The sequence below is a fragment of the Citrobacter sp. RHBSTW-00524 genome, assembly GCF_013747755.1.
Classification (GTDB): domain Bacteria; phylum Pseudomonadota; class Gammaproteobacteria; order Enterobacterales; family Enterobacteriaceae; genus Citrobacter; species Citrobacter braakii.
Genome location: NZ_CP056421.1, coordinates 2,381,926 through 2,397,594, shown reverse-complemented (window position 1 = coordinate 2,397,594; position 15,669 = coordinate 2,381,926). Strand labels below are relative to the sequence as shown.

Sequence of the window (15,669 nt, the reverse complement as noted above, 5' to 3'; positions counted from 1 at the left end):
GTAAAATTAATGTTAGCGATATAACAGGAACGAACCTCCAACTTCAGGATAGTGTTTGTAATGACTTCGCTAAACGGTTTCACGGAAATATCTTCGATAGTCTTAATTTGACGCTATCCTTAAAGAACACTGGATTCCGTGAATCAATAATTCAGGAGAAAGTATTATGTTAGTAACGAGCAAAAAAATGACCGCTGCCATTCTGGCGATTACTCTGGCAATGTCGCTGAGTGCCTGCTCTAACTGGTCCAAACGAGATCGTAACACCGCAATCGGTGCTGGTGCAGGTGCAATAGGTGGTGCAGTCCTGACTGACGGTAGCACGCTGGGTACGCTGGGTGGTGCTGCAGTAGGTGGTATTATTGGCCACCAGGTGGGTAAATAATCTACGGTTAAACGGCTCGATATAATAATACGTTTACTTTTTCAGGTCTGTATTATTAAAAAGCCACGGAAATTTTCCGTGGCTTTTTTATTAACCGCCAGCTAGTTTAACTTTCATTCCTTTAGCTTCCAGCAGCGATTTAATCAGGTCGCGTTTATCCCCCTGAATTTCAATCACGCCATCTTTCACTGCTCCACCGCAACCACACTTTTTCTTCAGTTCTGCGGCTAATTTGGTCAGTTCGGCATCGTCTTGATCAATACCGGTAATCAGGCACACGCCCTTCCCTTTGCGACCACTGGTCTGGCGCTGGATACGAACAATGCCATCGCCTTTTGGACGCTCAGGCGCTGTTTTCGGTTCATCAATACGCCCGGAGTCGGTAGAGTAGACCAGACGAGAGTTTGAGTCGTTCATTTACGCACCTCGTTTCAGGGAAGCATTGATCATCTTCAGCGTCTGCGCGGGATCGGCCGACTGGGTGACCGGACGACCAATCACCATGTAATCCACACCTGCTGACTGCGCCTGTTCCGGTGTCATAATACGACGCTGATCGCCCGCCTCGCTGCCTTCTGGACGAATCCCCGGCGTCACCAGCTTAAATGACTGGCCCAACGCCTGCTTGAATCGCACCGCTTCCTGAGCTGAGCATACGACACCATCCAGACCACAATTCTGGGTTAAGCGCGCCAGTCTTTCAGCATAATCCGCAGGTGACAACGTCACGCCTAGATCGGCGAGGTCGCTGGCTTCCATACTGGTCAGAACCGTCACGGCAATCAGTAGCGGCGCATCCTGGCCAAAAGGCACTAAGGCTTCACGGGCTGCAGTCATCATACGCGCCCCGCCAGAAGCGTGAACGTTAACCATCCAGACGCCAAGTTCGGCAGCAGCGGCAACTGCATGCGCGGTGGTATTGGGAATATCATGAAATTTCAAATCAAGAAAGATGTCAAAACCACGCTGTTGTAGATCGCGAACCAACTGAGGCCCAAAAAGCGTGAACATCTCTTTGCCCACTTTCAAACGGCAATCACGAGGATCAATTCTGTCAACAAAAGCTAATGCTTTATCACGATTAGAATAATCGAGAGCGACAACGACAGGAGAATCGGTAACAGCACGAGAAGAAGATGAAGCAGTAAACGTCATGACCAGACCTTCTTGAGGATGGGCGCCCACGGCGGCGCGAAATGGGTAAACGGCGTGCATTCTACCTGCGGTAATAGAAAATTAACAGGCGCGATTACATTTCTGCAAGGCGAACCGGCAGCGGAGGTTGAGGATGGATCGATTACACACCAATAGTATGTTGTAACTAAAATGAGGTTTTTTTTAAAAATTACAGCCCATCAAGTCCGCGAATGGGCTTAATGGTTGACCATGAACGGCAGGATGGACAGTGCCAGTACAGCGTATACGCCGTAAAACCGCACTTCTGGCAGCGGTAACGTGGTTTACTACGTACCTGCTCTCCGACCATATCGCGCAGAACCATCAGGCTCTCTTTGGCACGCCCTTCTTCTGCTTCGTGGAGATGATAATCCATCAGCTTGTGGAACACGCGCATCGTAGGATGACGTTGCAACTGACGAGTGATATAGACCTGAGCGGTATCAGCCCCCTCACGCGCCTCAAGAATATCAGCCAGCATCAGTTCGGCGGCGGCACCAGTATTTTCCTCAACGGCCCGACGTAAAAACTCCGCCCACTCATCGTTTTTCCCCAGATGCTGGTAGCAGCTTTGCAGCATTTCCAGCGTTTCGCTGACCAGCTCTTTATCCTGGGAAATGACCCGTTGCAGGCTTTCAACCGCCTTCGCGTAATCACCTTTTTCCATGTACACGCGACCCATCATGATGGATACCCGTGCACTGTTTTTGTCTGCCGCCGCGCCTTTTTTCAACAGCGTCATGGCGCGATCCATATCGTCGCTGCCCATTTGCTGTAAGGCCAGTTCGCAGTAGAAGTGGGCTATCTCATTACGCTGTTTGTCTTTGCCGAGTTTTACCAGACGCTCTGCTACATCAATGGCTTTTTGCCATTCGCTGGTGGCCTGATAAATTTGCAACAGTTGCTGTAATGCGCCAACCCGAAAATCAGTTTCATCGGTAAGCTGATTGAACATGTCTTCCGCGCGGTCGTACAGTCCCGCGGCCATGTAGTCGCGCCCCAGCTGTTGCACGGCCAGCAAACGCTGCTCGTAGGTCAGCGAGGCACTTTCCATTAACGTTTGATGGATGCGGATTGCGCGATCGACTTCACCGCGAGAGCGGAACAGGTTTCCGAGGGTGAGATGAGCCTCAACGGTGCCTGTGTCCTCTTTTAGCATATCAAGGAACAGATCCACCGCTTTATCTTGTTGGTTGCTCAGGAGGAAGTTAACCCCGGCGACATAGTCACGAGAAAGACGGTTAGCTTCATCCTGCTTGGTTTGTTGCGCACTTCTGCGACCCATATACCACCCATAGGCAGCGGCTACAGGTAAAAGCAGAAACAACAACTCCAACATAAATAATTATTCCTTCACAACCGACGAATCGGCAGATACCGCAACGTCGGTCGCAGGCGCAAGCTGGTTTTCCAGTCGTTTGATTTTACGTTCGGCGCGCGCAAGAGACACACGAACCTTCAGCCAGAAAAGGCCGCAAATTAGCCAACCAATCGCAAACCCTGCAGCAAACAATACAGCAAGCAGCGTAGAGATACGATACTCACCCTGAGCCAGCAGGTAATTAAACGTAACCTGTTGATCGTTTTGCGCACCCAATGTCACCGAAATAACAAAAATCGCCAACACCAGTAAGAAAATGAGTAAATATTTCACATTACTTCCCGTTATGTGGTTTGAGCGAATAAATCGTGTCCAACTTACCGCGTTGAGCCCTTTAAATTACCATTTTCACAACGAGTGCGAAACGGAAAAGCGCTTTCCACTTTATGATTTAAGGGCAAAATTTGAAAAATCAATCATCGCTAGCTTTCTTGTTCTCGCTGCGCGATTTCTTTTTTCTCCTGCACTGGTGGGGTTAATGGTCCGCATACCCGCTGTGCAAGCCAGGTTGCCAGCGTCACCAGCAGCCACGAAATCAGCGTTGCCACCACCAAATCACGGGGCCAGTGCATGCCTAACAGCAAGCGGCTGCCCATCACGCCGGTCGCCCAGGTCAGCAAAAACACAATCGTCAGCGTACGTCTGCGCGGCCATAACAGCCCTACGCCCAGTAAAGCCCAACTGGCGGCAAACATCGTATGTCCGGACGGAAAGGCAAACCCCGTTTCTTTTTGCCAGTGCTTGCGTAAAAACGTTGGAATATCCTGCTGTTCAGCCAATTGTTCTTTGACTAAATGCCCACGATCTTTACGTTTTAAAGTGTAGAACTCATCAACCGGAATATGGTGCGTTTTTTCCAGCCACACGACAAAAGGTCGCGGTTCTTGCACCCTGTCTTTTACCCAGGACTTCACGCCCTGTCCCACTAAAATCGCCGCTGCCAGAATAGCAAACAACATTATCGCGGCTTTAAGACGAAAACGCAGGCACCACAGAAACCATGCACAAAGCGCAACGTGAGTGATAATTCCCCACGGCTGCGTCACTGTTTCCGTTACCCAGTACAAGGACTTTAACCACCAGACATTGTGCCCCGGCTGCCAGCTCCAGCCTGATACCCATACGGCAACCGGCATGATAAGTAGCAGTCCGGTCCCCACTGCGGTGCGCTTTGCAATAGACAGCATTGCCTCTCCTTTCGTCGATAAGTATCACAATCATAACTGAAAAATTCACACGTCGGGAAAATTGACAATTTTGTGCCATTCCAAAAGCGAATCCGTGGTCGCGATTAGGTGAACGTCGTTGCCTTATGGCAAAATAGTGTAATACAGAACAGAAGCCGACAGGCGAAGGCACGACGAGTGCCAGCATAATCTGGAGAATTACATGCAGCTTAAACGTGTGGCAGAAGCCAAACTGCCAACCCCCTGGGGTGATTTCCTGATGGTGGGATTTGAAGAACTGGCAACCGGACACGATCATGTCGCACTGGTTTTTGGTGATATAACAGGCCAAACACCTGTCCTGGCGCGCGTCCACTCCGAATGTTTGACTGGTGATGCGCTGTTTAGCCTGCGTTGCGATTGCGGTTTCCAGCTTGAAGCGGCCCTCACCCACATTGCTGAAGAAGGGCGTGGTATTCTGCTTTATCACCGTCAGGAAGGACGCAACATTGGCCTGCTCAACAAAATCCGCGCTTACGCGTTGCAGGACCAGGGTTATGATACCGTTGAAGCGAATCATCAGTTGGGATTTGCGGCAGACGAGCGCGATTTCACGCTGTGTGCCGATATGTTCAAGCTGCTGGGCGTGGATGCGGTACGTTTGCTGACCAATAACCCGAAGAAAGTAGAAATCCTGACCGAAGCGGGAATCAATATTGTTGAACGCGTGCCGCTGATCGTGGGCCGTAATCCAAAAAATGAACATTATCTGGACACCAAAGCCGCCAAGATGGGACATTTGCTGGGCAAATAATCGTTGTCACCGCCTATCAAAAAGCCTGCTCTCGCAGGCTTTTTTGCATTTTAATTCAACATATTACGAATCACGTAGTGCAGAATGCCGTCGTTTTGGTAATACGTTAGCTCCGTCGCGGTATCAATGCGACAGCGGCATAGAATCACCTCTTTACGCCCATCTGCGCATACCATACTCACCGGAACTGTCGCCCCCGGTTTAATGTTTTGTAGGTCCGTAATATCGATCGCCTCCTCACCGGTTAATCCCAGCGTTTTACGCGTGACGCCCTGCGGGAATTCCAGCGGTAAAATGCCCATGCCAATCAGGTTAGAACGGTGAATTCGCTCAAAAGACTCTGCGATAACCACGCGAACGCCCAGCAAACGTGGGCCTTTCGCCGCCCAGTCACGGCTGGAGCCGGATCCATACTCTTTCCCAGCAATCACCGCCAGAGGCACGTTCTCCTGCTGGTATTGCATGGCCGCATCATAAATAGCCACCACTTCGGTTCCCGGCAAATGACGCGTCATGCCACCTTCCACGCCAGGTACCATCTCATTGCGAATACGAATATTGGCAAAGGTACCACGCATCATCACTTCATGATTCCCGCGTCGCGAACCGTAGGAGTTAAAATCTTTACGCTCAACGCCATGGCTTTGCAGATAACGCCCCGCCGGACTGTCTGGTTTAATACTGCCGGCAGGAGAAATATGGTCGGTGGTAACAGAATCTCCGAGCATCGCCAGAATACGCGCACCGTGAATGTCCTGAACCGGATCCGGCGTAGCCTGCATACCATCGAAGAACGGTGACAAACGGATATAGGTCGAGTCAGACTGCCAGCCATAGGTATCAGCGCGATCAACCTGGATTGCTTTCCATTCTGGCGTGCCTTCAAAGACTTCAGCATACTCTTTATGGAACATGGAGGTAGAGACCTGCTCAACGGCGCGGGCAATTTCCTTGGCTGTCGGCCAAATATCTTTCAGATAAACAGGATCGCCTTTTCTGTCATGGCCTAACGGATCTTTCGTGAGGTTGATATTCATATTCCCCGCCAGCGCATAGGCCACCACCAGCGGCGGAGACGCCAGCCAGTTGGTCTTCACGAGCGGATGGATACGACCTTCAAAGTTACGGTTTCCAGAAAGCACTGCCCCAACCGTAAGATCGCCTTTTTTGATGGCTGTTTCGATAGGATCGGGTAAGGGTCCAGAGTTGCCAATACAGGTGGTACAGCCATAACCCACAAGATTAAATCCCAGCTCATCAAGGTACGGAGTGAACCCAGCCTTTGCCAGATAATCGGAAACCACCTTCGATCCTGGCGCCAACGAGGCTTTCACCCATGGCTGACGTTTCAAACCAAGCGTTACGGCTTTTTTCGCCAGCAGCCCCGCCGCCATCAGTACGCTTGGGTTTGAGGTGTTGGTACAAGAGGTGATAGCGGCTATCACCACCGCGCCGTCCGGCAGCTTATACTGCTGACCGCTCATGGTATAGTCCACTGGCTGACGGTCTTTCAGCGAGCTATTCACCTCGAGTTCATTACTCGCCGAAAAGGCTTTCGGCACATCAACCAGCGCCACCCGATCCTGCGGACGCTTCGGTCCAGCAAGGCTTGCCTCTACGCTGCCCATATCCAGCTCCAACGAACTGGTAAACACAGGTTCATCCCCTGGGTTACGCCACATTCCCTGCGCTTTAGCATAGGCATTGACCAACTCAACCTGTTCCTCACTACGCCCGCTCAGACGCATATACTCAAGGGTAATGTCATCGATCGGGAAGAAACCGCAGGTTGCGCCGTATTCCGGTGCCATGTTCGCAATGGTTGCTCGATCGGCCAGAGGTAAGGTGTCCAGCCCATCACCGTAGAATTCAACGAATTTACCGACTACACCGTGCTTACGCAGCATCTGGGTGACGGTCAGAACCAGGTCGGTGGCAGTGATACCTTCCCGCAGTTTACCCACCAGTTTAAAGCCCACAACATCTGGGATCAGCATTGAGACCGGTTGACCCAGCATTGCCGCTTCAGCTTCAATGCCTCCAACGCCCCAGCCCAGCACACCGAGACCATTAATCATCGTGGTATGGGAATCGGTACCGACCAGTGTATCGGGATAAGCCACCCACTCACCGTCCTGTAACTCGCTCCAGACAGCTTTGCCCAGATATTCAAGGTTAACCTGGTGGCAAATCCCCGTACCCGGCGGTACAACGCTGAAGCGACTAAATGCCTGCTGTCCCCATTTCAGGAACACATAACGTTCATGGTTACGTTCCATTTCCAGGCGCACGTTTTCTTCGAAAGCATCATCATCACCGAAACGATCCACCGTTACCGAGTGGTCAATGACAAGATCCACTGGCGAAAGCGGATTCACTTTTGCCGTATCCCCACCCAGACGTTTTACCGCTTCGCGCATGGCGGCGAGATCGACCACCGCCGGCACGCCGGTAAAATCCTGCATCAGAACACGAGCAGGTCGATAGGCAATTTCTCGATCGGCATGGGCGGTCTTCAGCCAATGCGCAAGCGCATGAATATCATCTTCGGTAACGGAATTACCGTCCTGCCAGCGAAGCAGATTTTCCAGCAAAACTTTTAGCGATTTCGGTAAACGGGTGATATCACCCAGTGATTTAGCGGCCAGCGGCAGACTGTAGTAACGGTAGGTTTTATCTTTAACCTGCAATGTGTCCTTACTGGCTTCTCGTAGGGTCGACGACATAGCTCCTCCTTAATGACAGGGTTGGATCCCCTGATTTTCCTCAGGGTTAGTATTAAAGATAACACAAACAAAATGTAACGCTTTGATAACAACTCAAATTGATAAAAGTGGAGGGCTACAAAAGGGGCAACTGAAGTATCTGGCGAGGAGAAAGGTTTAAGCGGTCAAGGTTAATACGGTGATAAGCATGGCTCATCACGATTGCCCGGAATAAAATATTTGCAGTACAAGACAACGAACTAATAATAATTATAAAATTCGTATCAATTATTGTTTCTGTTCATCATCATCCGCAAACAGATCGATAAACGCCCGTTGTTCAGGAGAGAGTTTCCAGGTCGCTGGAATATTCGGCTTATTCTCTGCGCTGCGTTGACTCTCTTGTTCAGGGTCATCCGGATATGGCATCACGGTGGAGCGTTGTTCCAGTGTGGACATGACCTACCCCCACACATTCCAGGCCACGAGCGCGACAATAACCCAGAACACGGCAGAGCCAAGAAACACAGCGAACCAGGCTTTACGTTTCATCACGGGATCCCGGCGTGCTGGCTGGTTTCCTGAAGGCATCGCTAACCTCATACTATCGAAATCACTTATCATTTAAGCACCAAACAATCGGTACAATTAATCATCAGATAGGAGGAATCCTAATAAAAAAGGTCAAAAAAAGCCAGATAATTTTCATACTCGACCTGATAAATAAATTAATTATTTGATCGGTTATAAATATTTGAGAGGGATTTTTGGCGACCTTACTAATTTGAAACTACTTTAGCAAGTGTTTACCATAAACAATATATGGTTAATATATAGAGGAAAAATATTGAATAGATTCAGACTCTGCCGTCGGTATCGCTTTATGTTTGAGGATACCGACGAGGTAACAGCCGTTATTATTTCTCAGGCAATTTAATATCTTTAAACATGGCTTCAATATCGTCGTTGGAACGTAGCGCCACCGCTGTATCCACCACATCACGCGTCAGATGCGGCGCGAAACGTTGAATAAAATCATACATGTAACTGCGTAAAAAAGTGCTGCGACGAAAACCAATCTTGGTGGTGCTATGGCTGAAGATATCATGGGCATCAACGCGCACCAGGTCAGGGTCGGAGACAGGATCAACCGCCATACTGGCAATTACCCCCACGCCGAGGCCCAGGCGTACATAGGTCTTAATGACATCGGCATCGGTCGCGGTAAAAACTATACGCGGCTCCAGACCCGCACGATTGAACGCGGTGTCCAGTTCCGAACGTCCGGTAAATCCGAACGTGTAGGTCACCAGTGGATACTGCGCCAGTTCTTCAATGGATACGGCGGATTTGCCCGCCAACGGATGGTCCGGCGTAACGACAATCGAACGGTTCCAGTGGTAGCAAGGCAGCATCACCAGATCGTCATACAGGTGCAGGGCTTCCGTCGCGATAGCAAAATCTGCATTCCCTTTCGAGACGGCTTCGGCGATTTGCGTCGGCGACCCCTGGTGCATATGCAATGAGACGCGAGGATAACGCTCAATAAAGCCTTTAATGACGTTCGGCAAAGCGTAACGCGCCTGAGTGTGCGTGGTGGCGATATACAGTGAGCCTTTGTCCGGCCAGGTATGTTCGCCAGCAACGGACTTAATGGCGTCCACCTTCGACAAAACTTCTCGCGCGATTCGAATGACTTCCTGCCCCGCTGGCGTAACCTGGGTCAGGTGCTTACCGCTACGGGCAAAAATCTGGATGCCAAGTTCATCTTCCAGCATACGAACTTGCTTACTGATACCTGGCTGCGAGGTATAAAGCCCTTCCGCCGTTGAGGAGACATTAAGGTTGTGGTTCACCACCTCAACAATGTAGCGAAGCTGCTGTAATTTCATGTTAAGCCATCCCGATTTGCGCCATCAAATCATCGTTTCAGAGCAGGCTTGTTGGCGCTGCTAATACGATTTAATAATAAAAAGTGTGTTAACTATAACCACTATATCATTTCTATGTGAGCTGTATAGGGATGACAAAAAATAATACGCCAGAAACAAAAAGGGCCGCTTACGCGACCCTTTGAGGAGAAATTCAGCCGGAATGCTGTTATTTCTTCCCTTCTACCCATTTACCGTCAACGAAGAACGCGGACCAGCCGGTCGCCTTACCGTCTTTCTCCGCAGCAACGTATTGCTGCTTGGTTTTACGGCTGAAACGAACCATCGACTTGTTGCCGTCCGGGTCAGTCTGCGGCGCATCTGCCAGATAGCGCAGTTTTTCCGGCAGACGATCGCGGAAGCGGTACAACTCTTCAACCAGCGGCGCACGTGTCTCACGTGATTTCGGGAACGTATTTGCCGCCAGGAAGATACCTGCAGCACCATCACGTAACACGAAATACGCATCAGATTTTTCACACGGCAGTTCTGGCAACGGAACCGGATCCTCTTTCGGTGGAGCAACTTCACCGTTACGCAGGATCTTACGGGTATTTTTGCACTCGTCGTTGGTACACGCCATGTACTTGCCGAAACGTCCCATTTTCAGGTGCATTTCAGAGCCACATTTCTCGCACTCAACGATAGGACCGTCATAACCCTTGATGCGGAATTCGCCTTCTTCGATCTCATAGCCGTCGCAGGTAGGGTTATTACCACATACGTGCAGTTTGCGCTTAGGATCGATAAGGTAGCTGTCCATCGCCGTGCCGCACTTCTGGCAGCGACGTTTGGCGCGCAGAGCGTTGGTTTCCGCATCGTCGCCTTCCAGCACGTTCAGCACTTCGTTTTCCGGCACCAGGTTAATGGTGGTTTTGCAACGCTCTTTCGGGGAAAGCGCATAGCCAGAACACCCCAGGAAAACACCGGTGCTGGCGGTACGAATACCCATCTTGCGTCCGCAGGTTGGGCAATCAATGCTGGTCAGCACCATCTGGTTCGGACGCATACCGCCCTCTTCAGGATCTTTCTCGGCTTTATCCAGTTGCTGAGTAAAATCAGTGAAGAAGTTGTCGAGTACGCCCTTCCATTCGGCTTCGTGATTTGCCACCTGGTCGAGACTGTCTTCCATCTGCGCGGTAAAGTCGTAGTTCATCAGTTCGCGGAAGTTTTCTTCCAGACGATCGGTGACGATTTCACCCATTTTTTCAGCGTAGAAGCGACGGTTCTCAACGCGAACATAACCGCGATCCTGAATGGTAGAAATGATCGACGCATACGTGGATGGACGACCAATACCACGTTTTTCAAGCTCTTTAACCAGCGAAGCTTCACTGAAGCGCGCAGGCGGTTTGGTAAAGTGCTGCGCAGGTGTTAGTTCGATGAGCGTCAACGTATCGCCTTTATCCACCGCAGGTAAAATGCGGTCTTCATCGCCCTTACGCAGCGCAGGCATCACTTTCGTCCAGCCATCGAAGCGCAGAATACGACCACGCGCCTTCAGACGGAAATCACCCGCGCCCACCGTCAGCGTGGTGGAATCATATTTAGCAGGCGTCATCTGACAGGCAACAAACTGGCGCCAGATCAGCTGATACAGTTTTTGCGCATCGGCTTCCATATCTTTCAGCGATTCCGCCTGAACGGCGACATCGGAAGGACGGATAGCTTCGTGCGCTTCCTGCGAGTTCTCTTTGCTGGCGTACTGGTTCGCGCTCTCCGGCAGATACTTTTTGCCGAAATTATCGCTGATGTAATCGCGAACCATGTTCACCGCATCCTGGCTCAGGTTGGTTGAGTCAGTACGCATATAAGTGATGTAGCCCGCTTCATACAAGCGCTGCGCCATCATCATGGTTTTCTTCACGCCGAAGCCCAGACGCGTGCTGGCGGCCTGCTGTAGCGTGGAGGTGATGAACGGCGCACCCGGCTTGCTGCTGGTCGGCTTATCTTCACGTTCCAGAACGCTGTAGCGCGCTTTTTCCAACAGGCTAACGGCGGCAAGCGTTTGTTCCCGGTTGACCGGACGGAACGGTTTATCATTCTGATGCGTCACCTCAAGCGGTAACGCGTCGCCGCCTGGCGTGGTCGTGTTAGCATCAATTTCCCAGAACTCTTCTGGAACGAATGCTTTGATTTCGCGTTCACGCTCAACCACCAGACGCACGGCAACCGACTGTACGCGGCCTGCTGACAGGCCTCGCGCAATTTTTTTCCACAGCAGCGGCGACACCATATAGCCCACAACACGGTCCATAAAGCGGCGCGCCTGTTGCGCATTGACGCGGTCGATGTTCAGTTCGCCCGGTTTTTCAAACGCCTGACGAATAGCGTTTTTGGTAATTTCGTTAAACACCACGCGACTGTAGCGGGTGTCGTCGCCGCCGATCACTTCCCGCAGGTGCCACGCAATGGCTTCCCCTTCGCGGTCAAGGTCGGTTGCGAGATAGATGTGGTCGGCTTTTTCAGCCAGTTGCTTCAGTTCAGAAACAACTTTTTCTTTACCGGGCAGCACTTCATAGCGCGCATCCCAGTTGTGCCACGGGTCAACACCCATACGATTGACGAGAGCGCCACGTTCATCCTTTTTGGGCTTTTTAGCCGTTTTGGTGGAGGTTGAGTCGGCGCTCTTTTTAGTTGCTGAGCCACTGGTCGGCAAATCACGGATATGACCGACGCTGGATTTCACCACGTAGTCATTACCCAGATACTTGTTGATCGTTTTGGCTTTTGCCGGGGACTCAACGATGACAAGAGCTTTACCCATATTCACCTTTACCTAATTTGATTCTTCCAGAATGCGTCGCACGTTGATTCACCTTCCACTGGCGACGAGACATCGATATGGTCTCTGCGTCGGCGGATATCAACCCTTAAACTGATTCGCGCTTGTAATGTAACTCTCATGTAACTGAGTTAACAGGCTTTTTCGCTCACAAACGCTATAGCACGACGGAGTATTGGTCGAATGTCAAGCAAATCTGTTGCCAGATTGACGAAAGCGTCACACTGTACCTGATAAAATGCGTTACGCAACTTTATTAGCATGCAAAAACAAATCTCGCCACTTGCAACACTGTCGTAAGACCTTCATTTAAGTCAGGGAATATTTGCCCATAAGCCGGGCTCGGCGTAGACTAATGTCCTTGTTTAAGGAGTAAATAATGCATAAAGACACTCAACCCATCGATCGCGAAACACTGCTGATTGAAGCCAACAAAATCATTCGTGAGCATGAGGACACGCTGGCGGGGATTGTCGCCACCGGCGTAACGCAGCGAAATGGCGTGCTGGTTTTCAGCGGAGATTACTTTTTAGACGAACAAGGGCTACCGACGCCCAAAAGTACGGCGGTGTTTAATATGTTTAAACATCTGGCGCACGTACTTTCTGAAAAGTATCACTTGATCGATTAACACGAGAAATGATTTGCCGGATGACGGCTGCGCCTCATCCGGCAATTACAATTTTACATCAACGGTTTTTGCCCCCGCTGCCACCAGCGCATCAGTAAACGATCGGCGCTCTCGGCGGCACTGCCGGTAAAACGGTCCATCAGTTTTTTACGCTGCAGATAACGTACGTTCAATACGTCACGACCGTCCATCAGTCCGAGGATCACCTCATCACTGGTATTGATCTCATCCACCAGCCCGTTGGCCAGCGCCTGTTGACCAAACCAGTGTTCACCCGTGGCAACCTGCTCAATGTCCAGAGCCGGACGCATGCGCTGTACAAAATCTTTAAACAGATGATGGGTTTCGTTCAGGTCTTCGCGGAATTTCTGCCGCCCTTCTTCCGTGTTTTCACCAAGTAAGGTCAGCGTACGCTTGTACTGTCCGGCGGTGTGCAGTTCGATATCAATATCTTTCCCTTTCAGGAAGCGGTGAAAGTTCGGGATCTGTGCCACAACGCCAATAGAGCCGACAATAGCAAACGGCGCCGAGACAATTTTATCCGCCACGCAAGCCATCATATATCCGCCGCTCGCAGCGACTTTATCTACCGTAACGGTCAGCGGGATCTGCTTATCGCGCAGACGTTGTAACTGGGACGCGGCCAGGCCATAGCCGTGTACTACGCCGCCCGGACTTTCCAGACGAACTACAACCTGATCCTGGGGTTTAACGACCGCCAGCACTGCCGTCACCTCTTCGCGTAATGCGCTGACCTCATGGGCATCCATACTGCCTTTAAAATCAAGTACCCATACCCGTGGTTTATCAGATGACGTACTGTCTCCCAGTTTCGCTTTTGCCTTAGCGGCCTTCGCCTCAAGCTTGTGTTTCTTTTTCTGCGCCTTATGCCAGAATTTTTGCTGATGTCCATCCAATAAGGCCAGCGACAGGTCTTCTTTCATCTCTTTATATTGATCGCTGAGATTAATAACCCGCAATTCCCCACGCTGACGTTTGCGTTGTGTCGCGTTTACGATCAGCATAACTACCACCGCAATAGCCACCACGACAGTGACAATTTTTGCCAAAAACAACCCATATTCAGACAACAATTCCACGTGACCCACCTTGGTTAAACAACGCTACTTTCGCTCAGTGTACAACAGCCTTGTTAACCCGTCTTGCTTCATCCATTCAGTAAAAAGCATGACAACGCGTTCATTTTGCGGTGTTATTGCCTTTGGCTGATTGAAAAAGAACAGGGTTTAAGGCATAAAGCCCAAAAGTTATCGCGAACGAGATGGCCAGGACGTCGCCGAGGAGTAGCCGTGCATTATCAACCGAAACAAGATCTTCTACAGGACCGCATTATTCTGGTCACCGGTGCCAGCGATGGTATCGGGCGTGAAGCCGCACAGACCTACGCGCGTTACGGCGCGACCGTTATTCTGTTAGGGCGTAACGAAGAAAAACTGCGTCAGGTTGCCCGCTCCATCGCCGAAGAAAAAGGTACGCAACCACACTGGTTCACGCTGGATCTGCTCACCTGTACGTCTGACGAATGCCACCAGCTCGCACAGCGCATTGCCGCGCATTTCCCGCGTCTGGATGGCGTACTGCATAATGCCGGATTGCTCGGTGACATTTGCCCGATGAGCGAGCAAAACCCGCAGGTATGGCAGGACGTGATGCAGGTAAACGTGAACGCCACCTTTATGCTGACTCAGGCATTGCTGCCGTTGTTGCTCAAATCAGATGCCGGATCGCTGGTCTTTACCTCCTCCAGCGTCGGTCGCCAGGGGCGCGCCAACTGGGGGGCATACGCCACCTCCAAATTTGCTACCGAAGGAATGATGCAGGTTCTGGCTGATGAATATCAGAACCGCCACCTGCGCGTAAACTGTATCAATCCTGGTGGAACGCGTACCGGCATGCGAGCCAGCGCGTTCCCGACGGAAGATCCGCAAAAATTGAAAACCCCCGCCGATATTATGCCGCTCTACCTGTGGCTGATGGGCGATGACAGCCGCCGTAAAACCGGTATGACTTTCGATGCCCAGCCGGGCCGTAAACCAGGAATCGCCCAATGAGTGAAGAACGCTATCAGCAGCGCCAGCAGCGCGTAAAAGACCGGGTTGACGCCCGTGTTGCCGCCGCCATAGACGAGCGAGGGATTATTATTGTGTTCACCGGAAATGGTAAGGGTAAAACCACCGCCGCGTTCGGTACCGCCACGCGCGCAGTAGGCCACGGTAAAAAAGTCGGCGTAGTGCAATTTATTAAGGGGACGTGGCCAAACGGTGAACGTAACTTACTCGAACCCCACGGCGTTGAGTTTCAGGTCATGGCGACAGGATTTACCTGGGAAACGCAGAACCGCGAGTCCGACACCGCAGCCTGCATGGCCGTATGGGAACACGGCAAGCGGATGCTGGCCGACGCAGAGCTGGATATGGTGATACTGGACGAGCTGACCTACATGGTTGCATACGACTATCTGCCGCTCGACGAGGTCATCAATGCCCTAAACGCGCGCCCTGCCCATCAAACGGTCATTATCACCGGTCGTGGATGTCATCGCGATATTCTGGAGTTAGCGGATACGGTCAGCGAGCTGCGACCGGTTAAGCACGCCTTTGAAGCGGGTGTGAAAGCCCAGATGGGGATCGATTACTGACAGTAGGCCGGATAAGGCGCTTACGCCGCATCCGGC

At 51.2% G+C, this 15,669-nt stretch carries 16 protein-coding genes; 5 read left to right on the top strand and 11 right to left on the bottom strand.

The window, feature by feature from the left end; genetic code table 11:
* The first annotated feature begins 166 nt into the window (after window positions 1-166).
* A complete protein-coding gene (osmB, locus tag HV229_RS11555) occupies window positions 167-385 on the top strand; it encodes an osmotically-inducible lipoprotein OsmB (RefSeq protein WP_003020583.1) in 219 nt (72 codons plus the stop codon).
* Window positions 386-475: 90 nt separating this feature from the next.
* On the opposite strand, the gene yciH is transcribed toward osmB, so the two are convergent.
* From yciH to pgpB, 5 genes are all read right to left on the bottom strand, one after another.
* Window positions 476-802, bottom strand: coding sequence for a stress response translation initiation inhibitor YciH (gene yciH, locus HV229_RS11550; RefSeq protein WP_016153243.1), 327 nt, complete (start codon window positions 800-802; stop codon window positions 476-478).
* Window positions 803-1,540, bottom strand: a complete 738-nt coding sequence (gene pyrF / locus HV229_RS11545; RefSeq protein WP_137380333.1) for an orotidine-5'-phosphate decarboxylase — start codon at window positions 1,538-1,540, stop codon at window positions 803-805.
* Window positions 1,541-1,730: 190 nt separating this feature from the next.
* On the bottom strand, window positions 1,731-2,900 hold the full coding sequence (gene lapB, locus HV229_RS11540) for a lipopolysaccharide assembly protein LapB (RefSeq protein WP_016153245.1): 1,170 nt from the start codon (window positions 2,898-2,900) through the stop codon (window positions 1,731-1,733).
* 6 nt (window positions 2,901-2,906) lie between these two features.
* A complete protein-coding gene (locus HV229_RS11535) occupies window positions 2,907-3,215 on the bottom strand; it encodes a LapA family protein (RefSeq protein ID WP_006684318.1) in 309 nt (102 codons plus the stop codon).
* 149 nt (window positions 3,216-3,364) lie between these two features.
* On the bottom strand, window positions 3,365-4,129 hold the full coding sequence (pgpB, locus tag HV229_RS11530) for a phosphatidylglycerophosphatase B (RefSeq protein WP_049043120.1): 765 nt from the start codon (window positions 4,127-4,129) through the stop codon (window positions 3,365-3,367).
* Between the two features lie 202 nt (window positions 4,130-4,331).
* Here pgpB and ribA point away from each other — a divergent pair, with 202 nt between their 5' ends.
* Window positions 4,332-4,922, top strand: coding sequence for a GTP cyclohydrolase II (ribA, locus tag HV229_RS11525; RefSeq protein WP_016153247.1), 591 nt, complete (start codon window positions 4,332-4,334; stop codon window positions 4,920-4,922).
* A gap of 50 nt (window positions 4,923-4,972) precedes the next feature.
* On the opposite strand, the gene acnA is transcribed toward ribA, so the two are convergent.
* The 5 genes from acnA to topA form a co-directional block, all read right to left on the bottom strand.
* On the bottom strand, window positions 4,973-7,648 hold the full coding sequence (gene acnA, locus HV229_RS11520; protein ID WP_181547590.1) for an aconitate hydratase AcnA: 2,676 nt from the start codon (window positions 7,646-7,648) through the stop codon (window positions 4,973-4,975).
* Window positions 7,649-7,915: 267 nt separating this feature from the next.
* A complete protein-coding gene (locus tag HV229_RS11515; RefSeq protein ID WP_176442202.1) occupies window positions 7,916-8,086 on the bottom strand; it encodes a hypothetical protein in 171 nt (56 codons plus the stop codon).
* 3 nt (window positions 8,087-8,089) lie between these two features.
* Window positions 8,090-8,230, bottom strand: coding sequence for a YmiA family putative membrane protein (locus HV229_RS11510; protein ID WP_213083732.1), 141 nt, complete (start codon window positions 8,228-8,230; stop codon window positions 8,090-8,092).
* Window positions 8,231-8,544: 314 nt separating this feature from the next.
* Window positions 8,545-9,519, bottom strand: a complete 975-nt coding sequence (cysB, locus tag HV229_RS11505) for an HTH-type transcriptional regulator CysB (protein WP_016153251.1) — start codon at window positions 9,517-9,519, stop codon at window positions 8,545-8,547.
* Between the two features lie 208 nt (window positions 9,520-9,727).
* Window positions 9,728-12,325 (bottom strand): type I DNA topoisomerase, encoded by a 2,598-nt coding sequence (topA, locus tag HV229_RS11500; RefSeq protein ID WP_016153252.1) that lies wholly within the window; start codon window positions 12,323-12,325, stop codon window positions 9,728-9,730.
* Window positions 12,326-12,722: 397 nt separating this feature from the next.
* Here topA and HV229_RS11495 point away from each other — a divergent pair, with 397 nt between their 5' ends.
* Window positions 12,723-12,974 (top strand): YciN family protein, encoded by a 252-nt coding sequence (locus HV229_RS11495; protein ID WP_003020616.1) that lies wholly within the window; start codon window positions 12,723-12,725, stop codon window positions 12,972-12,974.
* A gap of 53 nt (window positions 12,975-13,027) precedes the next feature.
* On the opposite strand, the gene sohB is transcribed toward HV229_RS11495, so the two are convergent.
* A complete protein-coding gene (gene sohB, locus HV229_RS11490) occupies window positions 13,028-14,074 on the bottom strand; it encodes a protease SohB (protein WP_016153253.1) in 1,047 nt (348 codons plus the stop codon).
* Window positions 14,075-14,284: 210 nt separating this feature from the next.
* Here sohB and HV229_RS11485 point away from each other — a divergent pair, with 210 nt between their 5' ends.
* A complete protein-coding gene (locus HV229_RS11485; protein ID WP_016156651.1) occupies window positions 14,285-15,046 on the top strand; it encodes a YciK family oxidoreductase in 762 nt (253 codons plus the stop codon).
* A complete protein-coding gene (gene cobO, locus HV229_RS11480; RefSeq protein ID WP_016156652.1) occupies window positions 15,043-15,633 on the top strand; it encodes a cob(I)yrinic acid a,c-diamide adenosyltransferase in 591 nt (196 codons plus the stop codon). Before HV229_RS11485 ends, cobO begins: the two co-directional genes overlap by 4 nt.
* Window positions 15,634-15,669 lie beyond the last annotated feature (36 nt).

What these genes read in the sequence shown, in the direction of transcription:
- pgpB (WP_049043120.1), bottom strand. Translation starts at nt 4,129, where the DNA reads ATGCTGTCTATTGCAAAGCGCACCGCAGTGGGGACCGGACTGCTACTT.
- lapB (WP_016153245.1), bottom strand. Translation starts at nt 2,900, where the DNA reads ATGTTGGAGTTGTTGTTTCTGCTTTTACCTGTAGCCGCTGCCTATGGG.
- HV229_RS11515 (WP_176442202.1), bottom strand. Translation starts at nt 8,086, where the DNA reads ATGTCCACACTGGAACAACGCTCCACCGTGATGCCATATCCGGATGAC.
- yciH (WP_016153243.1), bottom strand. Translation starts at nt 802, where the DNA reads ATGAACGACTCAAACTCTCGTCTGGTCTACTCTACCGACTCCGGGCGT.
- topA (WP_016153252.1), bottom strand. Translation starts at nt 12,325, where the DNA reads ATGGGTAAAGCTCTTGTCATCGTTGAGTCCCCGGCAAAAGCCAAAACG.
- acnA (WP_181547590.1), bottom strand. Translation starts at nt 7,648, where the DNA reads ATGTCGTCGACCCTACGAGAAGCCAGTAAGGACACATTGCAGGTTAAA.
- HV229_RS11495 (WP_003020616.1), top strand. Translation starts at nt 12,723, where the DNA reads ATGCATAAAGACACTCAACCCATCGATCGCGAAACACTGCTGATTGAA.
- ribA (WP_016153247.1), top strand. Translation starts at nt 4,332, where the DNA reads ATGCAGCTTAAACGTGTGGCAGAAGCCAAACTGCCAACCCCCTGGGGT.
- pyrF (WP_137380333.1), bottom strand. Translation starts at nt 1,540, where the DNA reads ATGACGTTTACTGCTTCATCTTCTTCTCGTGCTGTTACCGATTCTCCT.
- HV229_RS11510 (WP_213083732.1), bottom strand. Translation starts at nt 8,230, where the DNA reads ATGAGGTTAGCGATGCCTTCAGGAAACCAGCCAGCACGCCGGGATCCC.
- cobO (WP_016156652.1), top strand. Translation starts at nt 15,043, where the DNA reads ATGAGTGAAGAACGCTATCAGCAGCGCCAGCAGCGCGTAAAAGACCGG.
- osmB (WP_003020583.1), top strand. Translation starts at nt 167, where the DNA reads ATGTTAGTAACGAGCAAAAAAATGACCGCTGCCATTCTGGCGATTACT.
- cysB (WP_016153251.1), bottom strand. Translation starts at nt 9,519, where the DNA reads ATGAAATTACAGCAGCTTCGCTACATTGTTGAGGTGGTGAACCACAAC.